The 22,830-nt window shown below is 60.3% G+C and carries 28 protein-coding genes and 1 pseudogene; 6 read left to right on the top strand and 23 right to left on the bottom strand.

What is annotated here, in order from left to right; genetic code table 11:
* Window positions 1-76 precede the first annotated feature (76 nt).
* From speB to pth, 11 genes and pseudogenes are all read right to left on the bottom strand, one after another.
* Entirely contained in the window at window positions 77-1,000 is a 924-nt protein-coding gene (gene speB, locus VGB22_03120; GenBank protein ID HEX9750270.1) for an agmatinase, read from the bottom strand.
* 78 nt (window positions 1,001-1,078) lie between these two features.
* Window positions 1,079-1,627 carry an arginine decarboxylase, pyruvoyl-dependent gene (locus tag VGB22_03115; protein ID HEX9750269.1) on the bottom strand — a complete coding sequence of 183 codons (549 nt, stop codon included), beginning with the start codon at window positions 1,625-1,627 and terminating at the stop codon, window positions 1,079-1,081.
* Between the two features lie 104 nt (window positions 1,628-1,731).
* Window positions 1,732-2,157 carry a hypothetical protein gene (locus tag VGB22_03110; GenBank protein HEX9750268.1) on the bottom strand — a complete coding sequence of 142 codons (426 nt, stop codon included), beginning with the start codon at window positions 2,155-2,157 and terminating at the stop codon, window positions 1,732-1,734.
* Window positions 2,154-2,585, bottom strand: coding sequence for a hypothetical protein (locus VGB22_03105; protein HEX9750267.1), 432 nt, complete (start codon window positions 2,583-2,585; stop codon window positions 2,154-2,156). Before VGB22_03105 ends, VGB22_03110 begins: the two co-directional genes overlap by 4 nt.
* Window positions 2,586-2,668: 83 nt before the next feature.
* A complete protein-coding gene (locus tag VGB22_03100) occupies window positions 2,669-2,899 on the bottom strand; it encodes a hypothetical protein (protein ID HEX9750266.1) in 231 nt (76 codons plus the stop codon).
* Between the two features lie 60 nt (window positions 2,900-2,959).
* The gene (locus tag VGB22_03095) at window positions 2,960-4,774 is read right to left on the bottom strand and encodes a penicillin-binding protein activator (protein ID HEX9750265.1); all 1,815 of its coding nucleotides are present in this window, start codon (window positions 4,772-4,774) and stop codon (window positions 2,960-2,962) included.
* Window positions 4,775-4,857: 83 nt separating this feature from the next.
* Window positions 4,858-5,346, bottom strand: coding sequence for a bifunctional nuclease family protein (locus VGB22_03090; GenBank protein ID HEX9750264.1), 489 nt, complete (start codon window positions 5,344-5,346; stop codon window positions 4,858-4,860).
* Window positions 5,347-5,366: 20 nt separating this feature from the next.
* Window positions 5,367-5,816, bottom strand: coding sequence for a 50S ribosomal protein L9 (gene rplI / locus VGB22_03085; GenBank protein ID HEX9750263.1), 450 nt, complete (start codon window positions 5,814-5,816; stop codon window positions 5,367-5,369).
* Between the two features lie 44 nt (window positions 5,817-5,860).
* A pseudogene (gene rpsR / locus VGB22_03080) lies at window positions 5,861-6,112 on the bottom strand (30S ribosomal protein S18).
* A 137-nt stretch (window positions 6,113-6,249) separates the two neighbouring features.
* Entirely contained in the window at window positions 6,250-6,672 is a 423-nt protein-coding gene (rpsF, locus tag VGB22_03075; GenBank protein ID HEX9750262.1) for a 30S ribosomal protein S6, read from the bottom strand.
* On the bottom strand, window positions 6,669-7,313 hold the full coding sequence (pth, locus tag VGB22_03070) for an aminoacyl-tRNA hydrolase (protein HEX9750261.1): 645 nt from the start codon (window positions 7,311-7,313) through the stop codon (window positions 6,669-6,671). The genes rpsF and pth overlap by 4 nt, the downstream gene beginning before the upstream one ends.
* Before the next feature lie 141 nt (window positions 7,314-7,454).
* Between pth and VGB22_03065 the strand changes: the two genes are divergently transcribed.
* From VGB22_03065 to pyrE, 3 genes are all read left to right on the top strand, one after another.
* Window positions 7,455-7,958 (top strand): PTS sugar transporter subunit IIA, encoded by a 504-nt coding sequence (locus VGB22_03065; GenBank protein ID HEX9750260.1) that lies wholly within the window; start codon window positions 7,455-7,457, stop codon window positions 7,956-7,958.
* 84 nt (window positions 7,959-8,042) lie between these two features.
* Entirely contained in the window at window positions 8,043-8,618 is a 576-nt protein-coding gene (locus VGB22_03060) for a hypothetical protein (GenBank protein HEX9750259.1), read from the top strand.
* A 12-nt stretch (window positions 8,619-8,630) separates the two neighbouring features.
* On the top strand, window positions 8,631-9,191 hold the full coding sequence (gene pyrE / locus VGB22_03055; protein HEX9750258.1) for an orotate phosphoribosyltransferase: 561 nt from the start codon (window positions 8,631-8,633) through the stop codon (window positions 9,189-9,191).
* An 8-nt stretch (window positions 9,192-9,199) separates the two neighbouring features.
* Here the strand turns inward: pyrE and VGB22_03050 are convergent, their stop codons facing one another.
* The 3 genes from VGB22_03050 to VGB22_03040 form a co-directional block, all read right to left on the bottom strand.
* Window positions 9,200-10,069: a decaprenyl-phosphate phosphoribosyltransferase gene (locus VGB22_03050; GenBank protein HEX9750257.1), complete on the bottom strand. Its 870-nt coding sequence runs from the start codon at window positions 10,067-10,069 to the stop codon at window positions 9,200-9,202.
* The gene (locus tag VGB22_03045; GenBank protein ID HEX9750256.1) at window positions 10,066-11,265 is read right to left on the bottom strand and encodes an acyl-CoA dehydrogenase family protein; all 1,200 of its coding nucleotides are present in this window, start codon (window positions 11,263-11,265) and stop codon (window positions 10,066-10,068) included. Before VGB22_03045 ends, VGB22_03050 begins: the two co-directional genes overlap by 4 nt.
* 377 nt (window positions 11,266-11,642) lie before the next feature.
* Window positions 11,643-12,029 carry a Rid family detoxifying hydrolase gene (locus tag VGB22_03040; protein ID HEX9750255.1) on the bottom strand — a complete coding sequence of 129 codons (387 nt, stop codon included), beginning with the start codon at window positions 12,027-12,029 and terminating at the stop codon, window positions 11,643-11,645.
* A 150-nt stretch (window positions 12,030-12,179) separates the two neighbouring features.
* Here VGB22_03040 and VGB22_03035 point away from each other — a divergent pair, with 150 nt between their 5' ends.
* From VGB22_03035 to VGB22_03025, 3 genes are all read left to right on the top strand, one after another.
* Window positions 12,180-12,878 carry a hypothetical protein gene (locus VGB22_03035; GenBank protein ID HEX9750254.1) on the top strand — a complete coding sequence of 233 codons (699 nt, stop codon included), beginning with the start codon at window positions 12,180-12,182 and terminating at the stop codon, window positions 12,876-12,878.
* A gap of 20 nt (window positions 12,879-12,898) precedes the next feature.
* A complete protein-coding gene (locus VGB22_03030) occupies window positions 12,899-13,300 on the top strand; it encodes a VOC family protein (protein ID HEX9750253.1) in 402 nt (133 codons plus the stop codon).
* A 285-nt stretch (window positions 13,301-13,585) separates the two neighbouring features.
* A complete protein-coding gene (locus VGB22_03025; GenBank protein HEX9750252.1) occupies window positions 13,586-14,110 on the top strand; it encodes a peptidylprolyl isomerase in 525 nt (174 codons plus the stop codon).
* 107 nt (window positions 14,111-14,217) lie between these two features.
* Here the strand turns inward: VGB22_03025 and VGB22_03020 are convergent, their stop codons facing one another.
* The 9 genes from VGB22_03020 to VGB22_02980 form a co-directional block, all read right to left on the bottom strand.
* Window positions 14,218-14,544, bottom strand: coding sequence for a nucleotidyltransferase domain-containing protein (locus VGB22_03020; protein HEX9750251.1), 327 nt, complete (start codon window positions 14,542-14,544; stop codon window positions 14,218-14,220).
* A complete protein-coding gene (locus tag VGB22_03015) occupies window positions 14,523-14,897 on the bottom strand; it encodes a HEPN domain-containing protein (protein ID HEX9750250.1) in 375 nt (124 codons plus the stop codon). Before VGB22_03015 ends, VGB22_03020 begins: the two co-directional genes overlap by 22 nt.
* Window positions 14,898-14,967: 70 nt before the next feature.
* Window positions 14,968-16,305: a glycine--tRNA ligase gene (locus VGB22_03010; protein ID HEX9750249.1), complete on the bottom strand. Its 1,338-nt coding sequence runs from the start codon at window positions 16,303-16,305 to the stop codon at window positions 14,968-14,970.
* A 149-nt stretch (window positions 16,306-16,454) separates the two neighbouring features.
* Window positions 16,455-17,225: a DNA repair protein RecO gene (recO, locus tag VGB22_03005; protein ID HEX9750248.1), complete on the bottom strand. Its 771-nt coding sequence runs from the start codon at window positions 17,223-17,225 to the stop codon at window positions 16,455-16,457.
* 6 nt (window positions 17,226-17,231) lie between these two features.
* Complete coding sequence (locus tag VGB22_03000) at window positions 17,232-17,609, bottom strand: septum formation initiator family protein (GenBank protein ID HEX9750247.1); 378 nt, start codon at window positions 17,607-17,609, stop codon at window positions 17,232-17,234.
* Complete coding sequence (eno, locus tag VGB22_02995; protein HEX9750246.1) at window positions 17,609-18,913, bottom strand: phosphopyruvate hydratase; 1,305 nt, start codon at window positions 18,911-18,913, stop codon at window positions 17,609-17,611. The genes VGB22_03000 and eno overlap by 1 nt, the downstream gene beginning before the upstream one ends.
* 128 nt (window positions 18,914-19,041) lie before the next feature.
* Window positions 19,042-19,488: a GNAT family N-acetyltransferase gene (locus VGB22_02990; GenBank protein ID HEX9750245.1), complete on the bottom strand. Its 447-nt coding sequence runs from the start codon at window positions 19,486-19,488 to the stop codon at window positions 19,042-19,044.
* Between the two features lie 7 nt (window positions 19,489-19,495).
* Window positions 19,496-21,652, bottom strand: a complete 2,157-nt coding sequence (locus VGB22_02985) for a hypothetical protein (protein ID HEX9750244.1) — start codon at window positions 21,650-21,652, stop codon at window positions 19,496-19,498.
* A 131-nt stretch (window positions 21,653-21,783) separates the two neighbouring features.
* Complete coding sequence (locus tag VGB22_02980) at window positions 21,784-22,755, bottom strand: polyprenyl synthetase family protein (GenBank protein HEX9750243.1); 972 nt, start codon at window positions 22,753-22,755, stop codon at window positions 21,784-21,786.
* Between the last annotated feature and the right edge of the window lie 75 nt (window positions 22,756-22,830).

Genomic DNA, 22,830 nt, shown 5'->3' with positions numbered 1-22,830 from the left:
AAAGTAGTGCCAGCATAGTCCTCCGGGCGCCACAGGTCAAGCGTGGGACGCCGATTCTGATTAATCCGAGCAATTCTCAGAGTTTCGGCACCGCCATCCCCACCATGGCCGCGGTCAGTCGCGCGGCGGTGAAATCGGCATGGTGCAAGCCGGGAATCGGGCACAACTCGACCACGTCAAAGCCGACAACGTGCCGTTGCGCAAAGACTTTTCGCAGAAAGTCGATCGTCTCATACCAGCCCAGGCCGCCCGGTTCCGGCGTTCCGACCGCGGGCATGATGGCGGGATCGAGGCCGTCGAGATCGAAGGTGATGTATACATGCTCCGAGAGATCGGCGATGGCGGCATCGTGCCAATCGTTGCGACCGACGATGTCAATGGCCCAGTACACGGGCAGCGAGCCGCTTGTGGTAAGCCAAGCCGAACCACGTTCGGTCCAGTCACGGCATTCTTCCGAGGTGCTGCGGACGCCCACCGAGACCGCGGGGCAAATCTCACGCACGCGGCGCATAACGCTGGCATGGGAATGCTTCGAGCCCTGATAAGCATCACGCATATCGGCGTGGGCATCGATTTGCAAGACCGTCAGGTCGCGCCACTTGCGCTGATGCGCCCTGACGGCCCCTTCGGTGATCGAATGTTCGCCGCCGAGCATGGCACAGTATTTCCCGGCGGCAATCTGTTCGGCGATCACGTGTTCAACCGTGGCGACCATTTGCGCGGGCCCATCCGCCTCGGCTTCGACCACCGGCCAGGTGGCGATGCCGGCCGTTGCCAGTTCGCGCTGCGACTCGGGATTAAACGTCTCGACTTCACGCGAGGCGGCGATGATCGCGCCCGGTCCGTACCTGGCGCCGGATTTGTAGGACGTGGTCGCATCGTAGGCGACCGGGACGATCACGAGGCGCGCCGACTGGTAGTCGGCCTCGTCCTCGGTCAATCCGAGGAAATTGCAGCCGCGTTGATGCCTGTCGCGATCGATCGGTGTCGGAACGCTCATGCGATCCCTGCTGCGCTCACTTTATGATAACAGCCGCCCCACCCGATTGGGACGGCTGTTCATGGCTCTATCGGCTGATCAGTCGGTGATGAATACGGCCGCGCTGACGACCGATGTCCACTGACCGTTCTTGTCTCCGTTGGCCGACTGGGTGACGTTGCGCGTCTTGTAAATCTGGCCGGAAATGCGCCACTGTTCTTTTCGTTCGTCCCAGCTTTTGTCCAGGTCGATCTCGACACCCAACGATGTGGCCAACATCGTGGCCGCCAGATCTTCGGAATAGTCACCTGCACGACGCTCGGTCATGCCATAGTCGTGATGTTCGGTCAGGTAGCCCACCTGGTCGGGGTCTTTGGGCAGCGCCAGCCCGACGGCGCAGGAGATCAGCCGCGAGGGTTCATTGGTGTCATTGCGGCTCATCACGACGAACGCGATCTGTCCGGGGGTCATCTTTTTCAGTCCGGCGGCGCGCGTGATGATCCGGCAGTGCGGCGGGAAAATGGACGACACCGTCACAAGGTTGTAGTGTGCAATGCCGGCATCGCGCAATGCCAGTTCGAAGCTGGAGAGCCGTTCGCGGTGGCGTCCGACACCCTTGGTGAGAAACAACTCCCTGCCAATGATCATCGTCTGCCATCTCCCGTCTGTTTGTCTGGGTTGGTTCCCGAAACGCGGCAATATAGTGACTGTTCTCGCGAAATCAACAGCGCGGCCGGCACAATCAGCCCCGGCTAAGGCGCTTCGCCGGATCCTGTGGTGTCGCGACTGCCCTTTCCGAATGGCTTCCACCATGACCGACCCGACCGGCGGCGCACGCGGCGCGCGGCGCGCTCACGTTCGAGCGCCTCCGCGTCGACCTGCTCGATGCGCTGCAAAAGCCGTTCCATGTTTTCCCGCCGCTCCATCATGATCCGAAACGTATCGTACTCTTTGAAATTGAAGATGGTCTGCACGAACGGCTCGAAGAATACCAATGCCTGGGCGCCGACGTAGTTCAATGGCTTGACCGATTCCAAAAAGAGGATCGCCGGTACGGTCATCTTCCATTGCACGACCTTGTCCGCCAGCCGCGTCATCAGTTGGTCTTCCTCGGCGGAGAGCGGCGTTTCGGTCGGGCGCGGATTGCGCGACTCAAACCATTCTCGGAAGTTCTTCATACTCTCGTTGCCGTCCCGGAAGTGAGGGTTTGCCCCCCGGACTCTCTCAGACACTCGGATACAATGTTGAGTATCTGTTCGCGCCGGCCATCAAACCGCAGGTAAATGCCGCGGAAGTTCTCCAGCCGCGACGGCTTCGCAAATGGTGACAACAGCACGCCATGGGAATCAGGATAGAACGTGCGGTATTGCGACCATGTGAACCGCCGGGTGACCCCGATGAATCGCGATTCGCCGCCGCCGGCGTACAGTGCGTAGTCGGTCGGAAGAAAGTACGGCGAGAGCGCTCCCGACAGGATCAGAACGCCCAGGAGCCCATAGAACGGGCCATAAAGTGCCCAAAGGCCCGCCGGAAGACCGATCAGGACGAGCAAGACAGCCCCCAGGCGTTTGCCGCTCTGACGGACCGGGTGCGATCGCCAGCGCATCAGTTCAGTCGCGGGATCGTCGGCTGCCCGCGGACCGGCGAGTGGCGTTACACCAATCGACGTGTCTCTGGTCGATTCCTGCATCAAGATTTGTCCTGGTCCGACGGCTCCGCGCGGTATCGTTCGGTCTTAACCGTGTTGATCTCTTCCAGCAATTCTCCGGCATCGATCAGCTTCTTTTTGACAAGCAGCCGCACGAGCGCCTCCTGCGCCAGGTTGTTGGAGAGCGCCAGTTCCTCGTACGTGATGTGGCGCTCCTTTCCGTCGATGACCATCCGCAGAGCGTAACGTCGTGCGTCTTCTTCATGGCTCATGATGACTCCTGACTTTTTGAGATTGACGGCGGCCCCGGACGTGGATTCTCAACATGAGGATTACTCCCGAACCGGCGCCGGTCGGCCGAACCGAAATCGATAAATAACGGCGGCATCGGATTCTCGGCTGGCGGACCAATGATAGGTCCCGCTGACCCCGGACAATGTGTCGGACACGATTGCCGCTATGCTGCCACCGAACGACCCGGCACGGCGTGAGCCGGTGTGCCGCAGAAGCCAGGTGACGGCGTCATAGGAACGGGCCGCCAGCCAGTCGGGCACGCGACCATACCGCAAGCGAAAATCGGAACTCCACTCACGCCAGACCGACCCGGTCGGATCGATCCATTCATCCGAGACAAACAGCGCTGAGTCGAGCTCGCCGGTCAGCGATTCTCGCAATGACGAGTCCGCCCAGGAGCCATTGCCGAGCAGTCGCCCTTCGATTCCGAAGGCGCGAACTTGCGCGACGGCGCGTCCGATGGTCTCCGGGTCCCCCCAAATGAGAAATCCGTCGATGCGCACCCGCCAGCGGTCATAGACCGTTATCTCCTCTTCCTCATCGGAGTCGGCGGGCGGGAGCAGCTCATCCCGGTCGTCGCGTACCACCGATTTGATCCGCCGCAGCCAGGGCGTGTAGTCTGTGGCGTTTGGCGGCAAGTATTGTAACGGGTAAACAGTGCCCCCCGAGGACAAGATCGCTTCGGCGTATGCCGAGCCGATCTGACGTCCTTCCGGTGTGTCGGGAAATAGCCCGGCAAACTGTCGCAATTGCTCACGCCCGAGGGCGTGGGATACCAATCGGCGGACCTGGATGTCGGGAGGAACCGACAGGACCACAACTCCCGCCGACAGTGCGCTGACGTCGCCGGTGGCGCGCCGGAGGATCGGAAGTATCTGAGGAATCTCGTGGGCGCGCAGGATCGGCACGGTTGCCGCGATGGTGCCTGGCAATAGCGGGCCGACCACTGCATCACAGCCGGCATTGACCAATGAGTCGGCGGCCCAGACGGCCGTGACCGGATCGCCGCGCGTGTCTTTGATCATCAGCCGCACCGACGCGCGCGATTGAGCGGCAGCCATACGGGCGCCGTCGGCGACGCTGCCGCCATAGTTGGCGTACTCTCCTGATGCGGGAACCAGAAGGCCGATGACAATCTCTTCTTCGAGTGATTGCCTCAGTCGCTCGGTCATCACCCGCGCGGAGTCCGCGATGGGACCATCCGGCATCGATGCACCGACAAGGGCGTATTCTTCGATGGCATCGAGTCGCCGTCCGAGCGATTCCCATCGCTGGGCAACTGTGAATCGAACGCGCAACAAGTCCGGATCGTCGTCAAGGTCGCCGATCAGTCGATCCAGTTCAAACGGCGTCAGTCCACTCCGGAGCAACGGCTCCAGATTGGCCTCGGCGACACGGGTGCATTCTGAGTCGTCGTTCTGCAGTGCGCTGACGTAGGCGCGCGCCGCAGCCAAACGGTCATTGAGACGAAAGTGGGTGTGCCCCAGGTAGAGTGACGCTGCGCACCGGACGACGCCTTCTTCATCCGAATCGATGGCCTCATGGAGCACGGTGATCGCAAACCCGTATTCGCCCTGTCCATAGAGGCAGCGTCCGATCAGATAGTGCACAAACGGACGGTCGCGTCGGTCGAGCCGATCGGACGATTCGATCTCGCGAAAGGCGCGTTCGGCAGCGACAAACTCAGCATCGACAAACGAGCCGACGGCACGATCGAATTGTCCGCGAACGGACTTGTCACGCGTCGCCAGATCGCTTCCCATCGGCAGCGCGGCAGCGACGGGTGCGGCGGTACTTGCAAGGCTCAGCAGAAACAACAACCGGAGAGCGTACGCGGATGTCTTACGGCGCACGGACGTAGTCGAACCCGTGCTGACAGAGAATGCGTGGGAGGTGTCAGGTCGCGGTCGAACCACCGTCGACTCGAAGGCAGGGTTTACAACTGATACTTGCCGAAATCCTCTGGGCTGATCTGGCGCAGCCGTTCCTTGAGCGCCTCGGGATCATACTTTGGGGCATCGTCTCTGCTGCTTTCTGACTTCTTCTGGAACAAGTCGTGCTCGACATAGATCGGCGCCTTGGCCTTCAGTGCCAGTGCAATCGAATCGGACGGGCGCGCATCGATGGCCAGCTCATCGCCATTGCGGGTAATGATAATCCGCGCGAAAAACGTCTGATCTCTCAATTCGGTCACTTCGACTTTGTTGACGCGCGCGCCCAACTCCTGGATCGTCCCATTGAGCAGATCATGCGTCAACGGACGCTTGGAACTCATGCCCGACAGTTCCATGGCGATGGCCCACGCTTCAAAGTGACCGATCCAGATCGGTAATACCAAGTCCTCGTCCTCCGGCGCCAGGACGACAACGGGCGAATTGGACGTGACATCCAGCGCCAAACCGTTGATTTTGGACTTGACCAGCATTCTGTCGTGCCGCTCCGGCGTCAGTCTTTCTTCTTGACGACCCACACTTTCAGCTTGGCGACAACATCATGGCCGAGCTTGACATCCACAGTGTATACGCCCAGAGCCTTGAGAGGTTCATCCAGCAGGATGTCGCGGCGGTCGATCTCAAAACCCTGGACGGAGAGCAGTTCGGCGATGTGAGCCGATGTGACCGATCCGAATACGCGGTCTTCCTCTCCGACTTGTACTTCGGCCGTGCAGGAGACTTTCTCCAGCGCCAGTTTGATCCGTTCCGACTCACGCAACCGTTTGCGGTCGCGCTGGTCCCTCTGCTTGCCGATCTGATCGATCGAACGCAGCGTCCCCTTGTTGGCGGGGATCGCCAGATTTCGGGGGATCAAGTAGTTTCGAGCAAAACCGTCGCGCACGGTGACGACCTGGCCGCACTGTCCCAGCGATTCGACATCGTCGCGTAAAATGATCTTCATGATTATGTCCTGCTCTCCAATTGAGACGTGCCCCGGCCCAAGGCTTAACGGAAGCTCTCGCCGACAAATGGCAGCATCGCCAGATGCCGCGCGCGCTTGATCTCGCGGGTCAGGCGTCGCTGGAAGCTGGCCGGAATCCCCGATGTCCGGCGCGGCACGATCTTGCCGCGCTCAGTAATGAACTTGCGCAAAAGTCGTTCGTTGCGGTAGTCGATTTCGTGGTATCGCAACTCGACAAATCGTTTGGGGCGGCGTCCGCCGCGTCCCCGCGACGCCGGCCCATAGCCCCGTTCTTCGTCGCGCCCGTGCGACCGGTCGCGATCGTGTGAACGGTCATGTCCGCGCTCGTAATGCCGATCGTGGGACCTGCCCTCGGATCTCATCTGCGTCTATCCCTCATTTCCCCGTTAAAGTCGTCTCCGGGCCCGCTGTGTCACGCCTCGTCGCCGGCATCGTCTGCGCCGGATCGGACGGGCCGGCCCGTGGTCTCACGCGAGGCGCTGCGGTCACCCTCTTCGGATACGGAAGTTCCCTCGCCCGAGGCGCGTTTGTCCATTTCTTCAACATACTTCGGATTGTCGGATGCGACGGTCAGATACCGCAGGCACTGCTCGTCGAGCTCGCACTGGCGCTCAATCTCGCGGGGAACGTCGGTCGAGGAGTAGTGAATAAAGTGGACATAGTACCCTTGTCCATGTTTGCGGATCGTATACGCCAGCCGCCGCAGTCCCCAACGGTCGGTCCGTTTGATCGTTCCCTTTGCGGAGATGATCGTCGAGTACTTCGTGATCGCCTGTTCCCAACCCTCTTCCGCCAATTGCGGATCGAGGATGAGCGTTGTTTCGTAATCTCTCATGTGTTCTCCCCTGGTCTGTCGGCGCCGGCTGGAGGTTCGACCGAATCCTCCGGCGCGGGAGCTCTGCGGTTATACTCATTGGCCGATGCCGTCATGCCACTGGTGACCGCCATCTCCACGGCAGCAGCGGCCCGCTCGGCCATTTGGCGGGCCAAAGGTAGCTCTGCCGGAGCAAAAGGGTCAAGGACAAAGGCCGCCGGGTCGATCCCTGCCGGGACCGGGCCAACCCCGCATCGCACCCGCGCAATCTGCTCTGTGCCAATACATTCGATGATCGACGACAAACCATTGTGACCACCTGATGATCCTGTGTCGCGCACACGGATGCGGCCGAGCGGCAGATCGATGTCGTCGCAGACGACCAGAGTTTTTTCCGGCACGGCACCGTAGCCCCGCACAAGATCGGGCCAAACCTCACCGCTTGCATTCATGTAAGTCATTGGCTTGACTAAACAGACGCTGTTGCCGCGCATGTGACCTAAAGCTACGGTGAAGTTTCCCCGTCCCGGCCTAAACCCCATCCGCATCTGAAGGGCGAGGCAGTCTCCCACCCACCACCCGAGGTTGTGACGGGTTGCTTCGTAACGTGATCCCGGATTGCCGAGACAGACGACGCAGCACTGGGAGAATTCGGTGGCCATGGTTCGAGGTGGCCTGACGGCCCGGGCGCGCAACCCTGCGCTGGGGGGATTTTAACTGCGTCGCGACCTGAAACCAATTGCGTTGTCGACGGTGGGCGCTATCATCCGTCCTTTGCGCCAGGGACGCTCTGGGATCGGACAATGAACATCTCCCGCCACCTCGAACCTTCATTGATCCGCCTGTCGATGGAGACCCGTCGGAATTCCGACAGGGACGGCGGTGAGCTATCCGAGCGGCAGAAACGCGATGAGAAGGAATCGGTGCTGGCGGAGTTGGTCGGCCTGTTGAGCACATCCGAGAAAATCGCCAACCCCAGCAAGCTGCTGACGGAGTTTGTCCATCGCGAGCGCAAGGCGACGACCGCCATCGGCGATGGAATTGCCATCCCTCATGTGAGGACCTACCAGACGCGTGAATTAGTCATAGCCGTGGGGCGATCGGAGGAGGGCCTGGAATTCGACGCGCCCGATGACAGTCCCGTGCGGCTGTTCTTTGCGATGGCGGCGCCGTCGTATGACGACACGCTCTATCTGCGCGTCTTCAAAGCACTCGGCGAAGTCCTGCAGTTTGACTACTTCCGTGAACGATTGCTGGAGGTCGAAGATGAATTCGCGTTCATACGCGCCTTTCGAGAGATGGAATAGCGGCCGGGCTTCGGCATTGACTCGGGGCCGATCCTGAGTTTCTTACTTACGGGCAGGGGTCCAAACCCCTGGTGGAGGATTCAGATGCTAAAGTCGATCAGTGTGGCTGTTCTGTCGCTGGTAATCCTGGCATCGTGTCAAAAGGAGGGGCAACAGCAGATGCGGGCGGATGAGCAGACCGCCGCGACACGTTCGGATGCGCCGCCGCCGCGCCCGCCGATTCGCCAGACCGATGCCCGCGTGATGATCGGGTCGGCAAGCGCCGCACGCGGACAATCCGGGTCGTTCGACGTTCGCTATTACGGGATCGAGCCGCTCAAGGCCATCGTCGTGCCGATCAGCTATCCGCATGGCATGAAGATCGATTCGGTGTCATTCGCCGGCTCGATGATCGAGTATGTCGCAACGCGCCCGGTACGGATCGACAACGATTCGCTTCGGGCTCTAATCTCAGCCATCCCCATGACCGAACCCTTGATTCCCGCCGGGGAAGGGTTGTTGGCGACATTCCACTTCACGCTGAGCGGGGATGCCGCCTCCGGACCGATTGAGGAGGGCTTCATTCCGCCGGCGAACTATCTGGTCTACATCGACAGCGCCAGCACGGAAGCCGAGCCGATCTTCGAGCCCGGACAATTGACGGTCGAATCGGCGCCGTAGCGCGCTATCTCAGTGAACACACCGGAGACACAGCCATCAGCCCGTGAGCGACTCCGCTCCGGGCTGATTCAGTTTGCAGTCAAACACGGCGATTTTGTCCTCGCCTCCGGACAGAAATCAAACATCTACGTCGATGTGCGCGCGATTTCACTCCGTGGCGCGTACCTGCGCTTGATCGGGGAACTCCTGTGGGAACGGATTCGTCCGGCGGGTGCACAGGCGGTCGGGGGATTAACGCTCGGAGCAGACCCGATCGTCGCGGCCGTGACCATTGCCGCCGCCGATCAGGGTGTCGATTGTCCCGCGCTGATTGTGCGCAAATCGAGCAAGGAACATGGCACCGGCCGTCGGGTCGAAGGACCGATGGTGTCGGGGATGCGGGTCGCAGTGGTCGAGGATGTTGCCACCACCGGCGGCTCGGCACAGACGGCCGCCGATGCCATCATCGCATGCGGTGGCACCGTGATCGGCGTCTACGCGGTGTTAGATCGCCATGCGGGAGCATCGGAACTGTTTGCAGCACGCGGCTGGCGATTTGAATCTCTGTTCAGTCTGTCCGACATCGGCGTCTGACTCGCGGATCAACTGATGATCCACACGACCGCGGCCAGCCACAGGACCGAATTGACCAGTAGCGGCGGATCATTCAGCAGAGCCGCCGTCGGATTGCCGCCGACCTCCTCGCTGTGGATCAGATACAAGTAACGGAACACTCCGAAGAGCACGAACGGCAAAGTCCAGATCAGGCCAATCGTCCCGAACTTCGCCTGTGTCTCCGGCGCCAGCGTGTACAGTGCGTATGAGACGATCGTCGACGCTGTCGTTACACCTATAAACTGATCGAGCAGGTGCGGTGAATAACGAGCCAATACGGCACGATGACCCGCCGCTTGATCACCCAACGCCACCAACTCCCAGCGTCGCTTGCCCAGTCCCAGAAAAAGCGCCAGGAAGGTCGTGCAGACGATCAGCCATGCCGAGATGGCGACATCGATGGCCTCCGCGCCGCCGATGGCCCGCAGCACGAAACCCATCGCGACGATCATCACATCGATGATTGCGACGCGCTTGAGCACGACCGAATACGCCGCATTCAGCCCGACATAGAAGAGCGTCACGACGAAGAACGGGGGACGGATCGCCCACGCTCCGACCAGCCCACCTGCTCCGAGGACAAGCGCCGCCGTCAGCGCCGCACCGACTGAGAGCGTGCCGGAGGCGATGGGGCGCGTCTTCTTATGGGGATGATGTCGGTCACTTTCGCGGTCGCGTATGTCATTGAAGAGATAGACCGCCGATGACAGCGCGCAAAACACGGCGAATGCGGCGAGCGAAATCATAATCTCATGTGCGTTGCCGTAGCTCTGCGAAAACACCAGCCCGGCAAACACGACAACGTTTTTCACCCACTGACTGACGCGCATCGCGCGAAGGAGGGCGCCGAGATTCACGATGCCACCTCCGGCAATCGGGCGCGCAACGGGTGGTCGCGACGCAGCCCGAGCACATAGTCGGCCTGGATCAGAATGTGCATCTCGCGCGTGCCTTCGTAGATCGACGATCCCCTGGCGTTGCGGAAGAATCGTTCGACGGGGTATTCATCGGAGTACCCATAGGCGCCGTGCACCTGCACGGCATCGGCGGCCGCCCGTTCGGCTATCTCGGCGGCGATCCACTTCGCCAGTGAAGTCTCGCGCGTGTTCGGCTGGCCGGCGTTCTTCAGCCATGCCGCGCGCAGCCACAGCAGACGCGACACTTCCCAACCGGCGACCATCCGCGCCAACATCTCCTTGACCAACTGGTGCTCGCCGATGGCGCGTCCGAACGTCCTGCGCGACCCGCAATACTTCAGGCAGGCATCGAGACAGGCGCGCGTCAGCCCGGCGCATCCGGCGGCGACGGTGAACCGTCCCTGATCGAGGCAGAACATCGCGATCTTGAATCCTTCACCGACGTCACCGAGAATATTTTCATTCGGAACGAAGACATTCTGCAGCACAATCGAACCGGTGTTGCCGGCGCGGATCCCGAGCTTTCCCTTGATCGTCCCGGTCGAGACGCCGGGCATCGACCGCTCGACGATGAACGCCGATATTCCGGAGTGATCTCGCTTTTCCATTCTGATGCGGTCGGTCCAGGCAAAGACGAGAAACGTATCGGCCAGGTCGGCCAACGAAATCCACATCTTCTCGCCGTTCAGACGGTACCCGCCGCCCTCGCGATCGGCAGTGGCTCGGATGCCGACAACGTCCGAGCCGGCATTCGGCTCGGTCAGCCCGAACGCTCCGATGCGCCTGGCTGCGACCAGTTCGGGCAGAAGGCGCTTCTTTTGTTCATTGGTACCCCAAGTCAGAATCGGCAATGACACCAGCCCGATGTGAACCGATAAGATGACCCGCGCCGACGTATCGACATACTCCGCCTCCTCGCACGCCAAACCGAAGGCGACATAGTCCATCCCGGAGCCACCGTATTCTGTCGGGATACACGCTCCGAGAATGTCGGCTTTCGCCATTTTCGGAATTAAATCGGGGATGGCAGTTGCCGTACGGTCGTGATCACCGATCACCGGCGCGATTTCGCGCGCACAGAACTCGCGTACCAGCGACTGAACGGCCTTATGGTTTTCAGTGAGTGAGAGGTCGATCATCTGGCTTCCCGGTGAGCGATGGTGCGAATTAACCGGGGTCGATTGACCCATTCAAGGCGAATGTCCGGTGGCTTGGTGCCACGGCCCCTCAGGCCCGTGGGCAGCCCTCAAGGGGCGTGTTGAAAAAGCCCAATTTGATGTCACCCCGAGCCCTTCGGGCGAGGGGTCTCGATGCGCGAGTGGCCGCCGACTACGCGTTGGAGATTCCTCGCCCGAAGGGCTCGGAAAGACCCGAATGATTATTTCCATGAAACTCGATTGAGCGGGTTCCAATGGGTTTTACAACACGCCTCAAGGGCTGTGCACCAGATGCGCTACGACAAATGGCGGAGTGGCCCGAACACCCGTGCCCGGTCAGAGCAGTGGTTCGGGTGTCATAACACGGCAATCGCCTCGATCTCGACAAGGGCATCCAGCGGCAATCGCGAAACCTGAATCGTCGAGCGAGCGGGCTTGATGCCGGGAAAGAACTTCGCGTAGGCCTCGTTCATGGCGGCAAAATCGGACAAGTCGATCAGGAAGACTGTCGTCTTGACCACACGGTCCATGCCCGATCCCGCTTCATCGAGGGTGGCCTTCATATTCTTGAGCGTTTGCACAGTCTGCTCGGCAATCTCCCCGGTGACCATCTTGCCGGTCTGGGGATCGATCCCGACGAATCCTGAGGCAAAAGCGAGCCGGCGCTCGTCATCGACCAATACCGGGCTATACGGTCCGACCGGCTTGAGCCCCTCCGGTGAAAAGACAGATCGCAGCGTCATCGCAGAGTCTCCCTGTTTCCTCAACGGAGCGAGAACAGACAGAGTGACGCAAGCGGTTTTGAGGCGATCGATCCTCTGCCAAGCTCGCCTCGGTGCTTGTGCTGCACGTGGGCCGACGGTATAGTGATTGCAGCGGCGCGCGGAATCGATATGAAATTCGGAAACCCGGTACGGCCCGTCAGGATCCTCTGGCTTGTGCTATTTGCCTATCTGGAGATCGTGGGACTCGTTCACTCGTTCGGCGCTCACAACGAAGGTGACAGGATGTACGCGGTGATCATTCCACCGGTCGCGTGGTACAGGGCATTGGAGTTCTGGTGGCACGCCGACCCCGCCGTGGATGACTGGAACGCACGATTCGACGAAGATGTCACGCTGATTGCCACGGTCATGAACTCATCGGTCGATCCCGATACCGCCATGCAACGGCTCAATCGCGAGGCGATCACGTTTCTGGCCGATCGCCTGAAAGGATACCCCGCTGAACAGGTTGCGGAGATTGAGATTCTGACGACAGAGTATTGCGCCATTCTGATCGCAATGGTCGATGAAGTTGCTGCCTATCACATGGAGCAAGCGGCTGGCGACGGCCTGCCGGAATTCGCGCCCAGCGCGGGTTTGGCCGCGCGCGTGGACAGTTTCCAGCCGTTCCCGAGCTTGTATGACATGACACTGCTCAATCTGAACGCTATCAAGGTTTCATTCAGCGACAACATGCCCCCGACAGACGAGGGCGAGTTCGAACAGCGAATGGCAGTCATCTCCGTGGTCCGGGCGGAGATGATCCGTGGCATGCAGGAGATCTATCAAAAAGTGTTCGGAAGAAGATTCGAGTATTCAGCGATCTGATCCCGAATGGAGAACCGACAGTGGACAGCGGACCGACGATCACAACCTTTCTCATGTTCAGCGGACAAGCTGAAGAAGCCATAGACTTCTATGTCGGCCTGTTCGAGAACTCGAAGATCGTCAGTATCAAGCGCTACGGCCCCGGAGAGATGGGGAGAGAAGGCACAGTCTATCAGGCGGTGTTCTCGCTTAATGGCCGGGACTTCATGTGCATCGACAGCCCAGCGAAGCACGACTTCACATTTACTCCGGCAATCTCCCTTTACGTGTCGTGCGCGGATGAGGAGAAGATTGATCGCTATTTCAATGCGCTCGCCGATGGCGGGCAGGTGTTCATGCCGCTGGACAAATACCCATTCAGCAAGAAGTTCGGCTGGCTCGCAGACCGATTCGGCGTGTCGTGGCAGTTGAACGCGGAGTGAAAACCAATCCCGCAGGCAGTGTGAGTAGTCTGTGACGCTCTCTCGTTCTAAGGGAGAGGGCAGGGCGAGGGTTGTGGAGGTGACAGTGATCCTATGAAACTCGGACCAAGGTACAAGCCACGCGGGGGCGGATGCGTATTGTTTCGGATCTCCACAATCCTGATGCTCGCGTGCCCCATCCTCGCATCGTGCGTGGTCTCTCGTGACATTCCGACCGCCAAATGCACTGCACCAGAAGAATCTCCCTACGAATGCGTCGCAATTGATGCTTCGGATACTCCATATGTGGCGATCGAAACTGACTTCGGTACTATGGTGTTTGAACTATGGCCCGATGTCGCCTACATACACTGCCAGAGCTTCATCTACCTCACCGAATCTGGTTTTTATGATTCGCTGACGATTCACCGCGTCGTACCAGGATTTGTGATTCAGGGCGGCGATCCCAACGGTAATGGAACTGGAGGTCCGAGTTACACACTTCCACTCGAGACCTCAAATCGACCGCACATCGAGGGCACACTATCAATGGCTCGTGCGCAAGACCCGAATTCAGCTGGTTCCCAGTTCTTCATTTGCCTGAGTCGCTTGCCAGCATTGGACGGCAGGTACACGGTTTTCGGGCACCTCAAGGATGGATATGATGTTCTCCACGCAATCGAGCATGTATCCGTAACGAATGAACGTCCGGATAACCCCGTCTACATAAAGAGAATGTACCTGCTGCATGAGAGTGAACAATTACGCCTCACGTTGGGGCGATGCGGTAAAGGCAAGACTGTCGAGCAAGAGCCCATACGCGAGGGCTGACAGACTCGACTGGACAAAATGTCACGTGCCCGTGAGAGCGACGTCCACCCACTCCCCCAACCGATCCATTCCAATCCGTTCCTGTTCCATCGAGTCGCGGTGGCGGTCTACACGTCGACGCGAACTCCATGCTTTTTGATGTAGGCGGCGAAGCTGGCCTGTGGCGGATCGATCAGGGAGTCGGCGGGGAACAAGTGTAGCTCGACATCGCTTCCGACCTGCATTTGAGCATCGACCGTCATGCGAGCCCGGCTGCGCATGTCCAAACGATTCAAGCCATCAACGAATGCGGCAATGTCGATGTCGCTGTGCTCGTTGGCTGTGCCATCCGCGTGCGAGCCGAAGAGGTAGGCCGCCCGGACGGGCGTGTGGCGAGCTACCAGTGACACGGTCTGCCGCGCGCGATCGAGCGTCACATCACTGATTCGAGCCACAGGACGGTCTCCCTTGTCTTGCGGAGCACCTCGCGGGACAACTCCTGCGTCACGAGATCGGTCTCCGCCTCTTCCGGGTAACGGGTCTGGGTATAGTAGCTGGAGAGCATGCCGAGAAACTCCAATTGCGCCTCTGCCATGACCAGCCCGCTGACCTCGGCAAGACGGAGCAGGCTGTGCAGTCGCGGGGGAAATTCGCTCGTACGTTTCGCAATGGCCGCCTTCAGCGATTTCTCGACCGCCTGCTGGCAACAGAACAACACATAGAGATATCGGCCGCTATCCAGCATTGCGTGCGCCGTCTCGAGATCGTAGCGGGCCTGGACGAGCCATTGCTCGTGTGGCGGCATCATGACTTCAAGTAGCCATTGGGATCATGCAACGGCAACGCCATTGTTATGCTCAACCCCCTCGCGCATCGATTCAGGACATCCAGCATATCTTCACAACCCGCTCCCCCACCCACTCCCCCAGCCGGCCCATTCCGATCCGCTCCTGTTCCATCGAGTCGCGGTGGCGGATGGTGACGGTCTGGTCTGCGAGGGTTTGCGAGTCGACCGTGACGCAGAAGGGCGTGCCGATTTCATCCTGACGGCGGTAACGGCGGCCGACCGCGCCTTTGTCGTCATAGAAGACTTTGAAGTGCTTGCGCAGATCGGCTTCGATATTGTGCGCGATTTCCGGCATTCCCTCGCGGTTGACCAAGGGGAAGATTGCCACCTTGAACGGCGCAATGCGTGGATCAAGACGGATGACGGTACGCATCTCGCCCTTCACTTCTTCCTCGCGATAGCCATCGACCAAGCAGACCAGTGTCGAACGGTCGGCGCCTGCCGAGGTCTCGATGATGTAGGGAACAAAGCGCGCCTTGGTCTCTTCATCGAAGAACGACAGATCGACGCCGGAGTACTCCTTGTGGCGGGTCAGGTCGAAGTCGGTGCGGTTGTGAATGCCCTCGAATTCCTTCCAGCCGAAGGGGAATTCATATTCGATGTCGTAGGCGTCCTTGGCATAGTGCGCCAATTCGCCGGGACCATGCTGGTGGAACCGCATTTTCTCTTTGCGGATGCCCAGGTCGAGGTACCATGCATGCCGCAGCTCTTTCCAGTATTCGAACCACTTCTGATCTTCCTTGGGGTCGACAAAGTATTGCATCTCCATCTGCTCGAACTCCCGCGAACGGAAGATGAAGTTGCCCGGTGAGATTTCGTTGCGGAATGCCTTGCCGATCTGCGCGATGCCGAACGGGAGCTTGCGACGCATCGGCCCGGCGACGTTCAGATAGTTGACATAAATCCCCTGCGCGGTCTCCGGACGCATGTAGACAATCGCGGCTTCATCCTCGACCGGTCCCATGAACGTCTTGAACATCAAATTGAACTGCCTCGGCTCGGTGAACTTGCCCTCGGCGTGGCACTTGACCGCTTTGCGTCCCTTGTATGCCGGGCTGCCGCAATCGGACTCCTCGAGCTGGTCCATGCGAAAGCGCGCTTTGCACTCCTTGCAATCGACCAACGGATCGGTGAATCCGGCGACATGCCCCGACGCCTCCCAGACACGCGGGTGCATGAGAATGGCGGCATCGATGCCGTCGATGTCGTCGCGACGGTGTGTCATGGTCTGCCACCAGTGATCCTTGATGTTGCGTTTGAGCTCGACACCCAACGGCCCGAAGTCCCAGCACGAGTTGAGCCCGCCGTAGATTTCGGATGATTGGAACACAAACCCGCGCCGTTTGCAGAGCGACACGAGCTTGTCCATGGTCTGATCGGTTGCTGCCTTGGCCACGCTGCCTCCGTGAGGTGTCAGGATACTTTTCGGACCTCGTCCGATCGGGCGAAGACAAGCTTCGCCCCTACGACTGTGTCGGATTGTTGGTGTAGGGGCGATCCTTGTGATCGTCCACACTCCTACGAACTCCCCCGCCGCGCCAATTCCAGCGAGCGCAATGGTCCGCCGCCCAGATGATAACGGGCAAAATCCTCCAATGCCGTTGCCGCTTCATCGAGTGTGCCGTTGCTCAGCGGCGGCTCATCGCCGGTCAATATCGGCTGTGCCTGGCGTTGCCGCAACTCGGCCCAGGCCGCCGCCGAAAGAACATGCGCGTGCCCCTGCTCGTTGCGCTCTTTGCGGCAATCGCGGCAGATGATCTTCCCGGCGACAGCATCGAACACGACACGCCGGTCGGCCGAGGGGCGCCGTCCGCAGCGCTCACACCCATCAAGTTCGGGACGAAATCCCATCGCATCGAGCACGGCAATCAAAAATCCCCAAAACTGCCGCGCCAACTGCGACTCAGGCAACGATGCCATCGCGATCAGTGCCTCGCGGGAGAGTCCGTAGACCTGGTTGTCGGGTTCTTCATGCGTGTGCCGATAGAGAAACTCGCCGACCGCGAATGCATGTCCGGCGCGCGACAGCGATGCGGTCAGCCCGAGCCATGGGACAACGGCACGGCATGATGCGAGCAGTTGCAGCCGTTCACGCGGTTTGTGATAGATGACGCACTCGGCGATGGACAGCGCTTCGAGATGGCCGAGGAACTGTGACTTGGGACGGTTGACGCCCTTGGCAATCACAGAGAGCCGCCCCCAGCGCTGGGTGTACAAGACGGCGATCTTGGAGGTCTCAGAATACTTCTGCACCGTCAGGCAGATCGCCTCGGTGACGACAGGGGGCATCGGAGTTCAGCGGTACGGCTCGGACGGACGCAAATCATAAATGATCTCGTCGGGATGGGACAGATGATACTCGGTGCGGGCGATCTGTTCGATATAGAGCGTGTCCGTTTCCAACAAGCGGCGCCGTGTGTCCAGATCGACCACCTGCGATGACAGCGCGAGCTGTTCATCCTGCAAATCACCGCGCAGGTGCCACAATGACACCAATCGCCACAGTCCGAGCTGTCCGGATACGATCAGGTAGATTATTACAATCGCCATGAGCATGGCGGGAATCTTCGGTACCCAATCCGATGCGCTCTTATGCTTGGCGGCCGAACCGGATCGAAAATGCGGAATTGCCTCCCAACCCCCCAACGGCTTGCGTGACCTTTTGCCCCACATTATTCCTGCCCCCTGCGCTGAGCGAACGCGCCCCAGCCCGCGTACAATGCGCGGCTGCCCAGCGATTCTTCTATACGCAGCAATTGGTTGTACTTGGCCACGCGCTCGGAACGGCACAGCGATCCGGTCTTGATCTGTCCCACGCCGGTGGCAACGGCCAGATCGGCAATGGTGGTGTCTTCGGTTTCGCCGGAACGGTGCGAAATCATGCAGCGGTACCCGGCGCGACGCGCCATGTCGATGGTGTCGAGCGTTTCGGTGAGTGTGCCGATCTGGTTGAGCTTGATAAGGATCGCGTTGGCGCATCCGGACTCGACTCCCTGGCGCAGCCGTCGCGGATTGGTCACGAACAAATCATCGCCGACAAGCTGCACGCGGTCGCCGATCGCGTCGGTCAATTGCCTCCAGCCATCCCAGTCGTCCTCGGCCATGCCGTCTTCCAGTGAAATGATCGGGTAACGCCTGGTCCAATCATCCCAGAACGACACCATCGTCCCGGTCGACAAACGGCGATTCTCACTCTGAAGGTTGTACTCGCCGGGACCGTCATCGTAGACCTCGGTGGCTGCGGGATCGAGCCCGAATGCGATCTCATCACCGAGTCGGTAACCGGTTTGTTCGACCGCTTCGGTCAAGACAGCCAGTGCTTCTTCGTTCGATTTCAGATCGGGCGCAAAGCCGCCTTCATCGCCGACCGCAGTGGAGTGGCCGCGCTTGTTGAGCACGCTTTTGAGGGCCGTGAATACTTCGACACCGGCGCGCAAGGCGTCGCTGAATCGGCTGAAACCGACCGGGACGACCATGAACTCCTGGAAGTCGACATTGTTATCGGCGTGTTTGCCGCCGTTGAGCACATTCATCAACGGCACGGGGAGAATTTTCGCGTTGGGACCGCCGAGATAGGCGTACAACGGCAGTCCGGATGCAGCGGCCGCCGCTTTGGCGACGGCCAGGGAGACACCGAGTAATGCATTGGCTCCGAGCTTGGATTTGTCGGGAGTCCCGTCCAGTTCGATCAGAAACGAATCGATGTCGGCCTGATTAGTCGCCTCAAACTCACCATCGAGCAACTCCGGTGATATTGTATCGTTGACTGCCGACACTGCTTTGAGCACTCCGCGCCCGTTGTAGCGTTTCTTGTCGCCATCGCGCAATTCCAGCGCCTCGTGGGCGCCGGTCGATGCGCCCGACGGCACGGCGGCCCGGCCGAACGACCCATCATCCAAGCCGATCTCGACTTCGACTGTGGGATTGCCGCGTGAGTCGAGGATCTCACGGGCATGGCATAACTCTATGGACGGCAATGGATTGCTCCGTTTCAACGTGAGACTGCTGGTCGCCCCCCAACTGTCTGACGCAGGTGGGTAGCCAAGTAGCGGTCCGGGTGGTCTTGCGTCAATGACTTTTGCAAGTGTCCGGCTCGGATGGAGAATTACAGGGACTTGATCATCACGTAATGCGGCCCGATCCCCGGGATGTCGAATTCGTCACCGTTCTGGGCGAATCCATAGTGCTCATAGAACCACATAGCCGACGTGCGCGCATTGCACCAGACCAGATTCGCCCCGTTGCGTATCGCGTATTCGATGCAGGCATTGAGCAATCGCCCGCCGATGCCCTCGCCGCGCACATGATCGACTGTCGCCATCGCGCGTAAACGCCATGCCGATTGATCATCGTTTCCCGGCTGTGGTTGGTGATAGACCGAAGCGATCCCGACCATCTCATCGCCGGCAAATGCCGCAAAGTGGCGTGTCTGGGGATCGTCATCGCCGGGGTACACAAGCTCGCTGACATGCTGCTGCGGCCGCAAGACAGCGCGTCGCAATGGCCGTGTTTCTTCGACCGGCACGGCGCGGATGACGATGCTCGATGTCATCGAAGGATTACAAAAGCTGGCGACGACGTCGCACGAACCATTCAACAGATAACGCTGCGGCGAAGATCGCCAGAAGCGACCAATGTTGACCGAGTGTGAATTCGACACGGCGCGTGCTCATTTCCGGTGTCCAATCAAGAGAATCCAAAAACACCGGATGCTCGGCTTCGCTGTAAGCGCGTCCGTCGGACGCTTGGGCAATTGCAGTGAGGATCGGCTGGTCAAGCGCCGAATACTGCTCCTCTAATCCGTACGATTCGACACTCACGACGCCCCCGGACAGCTTGAGCGTGTCCCCATCGACGACAGCGGACCCATCGTAGTGATACAATCCCGCCGCCAACGCAGATACGGTGCCCACGTAACGGTCGCCTATACCGGGATTCAGCACGGCATCAATCGTGTCGTGCGCGGCGCTGTCCGCCCAGATCCGTGCGGTGACCTGCGCGCGATCGAGGAATCGGTAGGCCTCATCGAAAACCGACGCTTCCAGTTCGATTTCCTCGCCGGAATGTACGATTTCACGGGACGTGCGCACGGACAGCCGATCCGCCGCGTCACGGGCGGTGATCCAATTGAGCGTGTTGAGCCAGAATGCCTGGAACTCTTCTGGAACCAATCCGGATGCGGTGCGTTCGGCTGCCCAGCGCCAAGTCGGGGCGCCATTCAGCACGACACTACGACCCTGCCCCAACGGCCGCGTCCAGACAACCGGCAGTCCCCCGGTCTCCGGTGTCCGCACCAGCACATTGGCGCCGGTCGGGAGCGAATCGAACACGACGATCCCGGCCCAGGGAGGCCGGGCCGACCACAGGCGGTGGGTCGTCTCCCAATCGCCGTTCGGATCGAGCCGCACCAACGGGTGATTCAAGTGCGTCGGCAGCGGCTCGGAACGAAACTCGCCCCAAACGTGATGAGTGCCGAGTCGTGCCGTTTCCAGCGGGATCGGACACGTCTGTCGGGACAGCGCATCGAACCGTTCATCGAGCAGGAACACGGCTCCATGCCCCGACGCCGACATGGCCGAAACATGCGGAGTCCAATAACTCTCCAGCTCCGCCGGCGATGGGTGAACGAAAATAACGGCATCGAGCGAATCCCACTGCGCCCCTACCGGGAGATGCCCGTCCCAGTCAGGATGGCCGGCGACATGGGAGGTCAACTCGACCCGTGGATGGGAGCTGAGAATGCGTTTGAGCGCGGCGAATTCCCAGTCGAGTGAGAACGCCAACAGCAGGACACGCAGCCGTCCCTTCAAGACCTGGACCATGGCCGTGCGTCCCGCGGTCGGCAGGAGCATACCATCTTCGCCAATCACATCGAACCGCAGATCGTGGGTGCCCGGCTCCGTCAAGGTCAATTCAAACGAGACCGGCGTGCGCGCGCCGCTGGAAGCCAATGTGGCATTGCGCTGCTCGAGGGTCCGTCCGTGGCTGGACAGACGTACCAACACCCGCCCCGAGTCACTGCCGCTTTGGAGTTCCGCATCCGCCGAAAAGGGCCGATCGGTAAAGGCGACCTCGGGCGCGCTGACCTTTTCAATTCGCGCTCGAACTCGGCCCGGTAATCCGAACCCGATGGTCGTGACGGGGACGCCGAGTTTCGATGCGGCCGCCACTGGGTCTTGTCCCCGGTTGTTAGCCCCGTCGGACAGGACGAGTACGGCACGCGGTCGACCCACGCTTCCGATCAGACCATCCAGTGAGGCGAGCACGTCGCCGATGGCGGTCGCCGCGCCGAGAGAATCGCCCGGACGATCATCCGCGGGGAAGGCGACCCTGTCGAACCCAAACTCGATGACGCGGACCCGTTCATCGACCCGAGGAATGACTCTCTCATTGATATAAGAATCCGCGCGAAGGAAACGCGGAGTCGTACCCTCGTCGGTCAGTCGCATGCTGGCCGAACGGTCGCGGAGTATGACAATCTCGCCGAACCGTTCATCGGTCGAGACCGCCGACCACAAGGCGTCGGCCAACGCGAGAAACAGGGCCAGCGCCGCGATCACGCGCAGGGCCGCCAATGTGGCCTTGGGCGTCATCCGCAGCGGCGGCAGAGTGCGTCGATAATACAGACCGATCGCAACCAGTGCCGCGATGAGCACCAACAGTGCCCAAATCCAGTGGCTGGATGTCAGATTGATGAGGGCCGGATGAGCTGTCATGGACGGAGTCGCATCGGTATGACGCCCCCGACGGATCGGATCATGTCATTGTACACTGGCCGGACAGCCGCGCCCGTTCAAAGTCGCAGGGTTTGCCGGATGATTGGAGCGGTTAGGTCCGGTGCCGGGGCTCACGCCTGGCGATCCACCGAATGATTCACCAATTCCTCCAACGCCTGCTGATGCGGATTGTCGTGGAGGTCGGCGATCAACGCCAGGGCGCGGAGGCGGAATCCATCGGCGCGACGGCGCGCGTATTCGAATCCGCCGTAGGTGTCGATGAATTGCACGACATCGTTGTGCCCATTGGCGCCGGGCTGCGAAAGATGCGCAACCATGCTGCTGCGTTCGGCATCGTCCGCATTGCGCAAGGCAACGATCAGCGGCAGGGTGACCTGCCCCGCCTGCAAGTCGATTCCAGCGGGCTTCCCGGTCACCGCCTCATCACCGATGAAGTCTAACAGATCATCGGCAATCTGGAAACCCAGACCGATCAGTTCGCCGAACTCACGGAACCGTTCCCGCAAGTGGTGATGCCCATTGGACAGCGCCCCCGCCTCGCACGCGGCCGAAAAAAGCGACGCGGTCTTGTCCCCGATGATGCGCAGGTACATCTCCTCGGTCTCGTCGAAATTGAGCGTCTCCTGCACCTGCAACAGTTCGCCGACCGCCACACGCTCACTGGCCAGCGCAATCGTCTCGAGCGTGGGCTTATCGCAGTGTTTGACCATCAGCCGAAATGCCTTGGCGAACAGATGGTCGCCCATGAGCACAGCCGCCAGATTGCCCCACAATCGCCCCGCCGAGGGCCGGCCACGCCGCTCATCGGCACCGTCGTTGACATCATCGTGCAGCAACGTCGCGGTGTGGATGAGTTCAACAGCCACGGCCGCATGCACGGGCATGGTGTACAGATCGGCACCGACTCCCGAAGAGAGCAGATACAACGTGGGGCGGATTCGCTTTCCGGGAGAGGAGAGAATGTGACGGGACATGTCCGCAATCAGGCCGGAGTGTCCACCCAACTCAGAGGCGAACAATTCCTCGAATCGGCGCAACCCATCGGCGACGGGCGCGGCGTTGTCCGCCAACATGGTGTCCATTAAGGTCATCCGAATCGCCATGTTAGGCCAAAATCGGCTTGAGTCAACCGAAAACGCCAGCCCGACGCGGCCCTG

Source organism: Candidatus Zixiibacteriota bacterium (genome assembly GCA_036397555.1).
GTDB lineage: Bacteria > Zixibacteria > MSB-5A5 > WJJR01 > WJJR01 > DATKYL01.
Note: the sequence above shows the minus strand (reverse complement) of the source record. Positions and strands in the feature narration are given on the sequence as shown.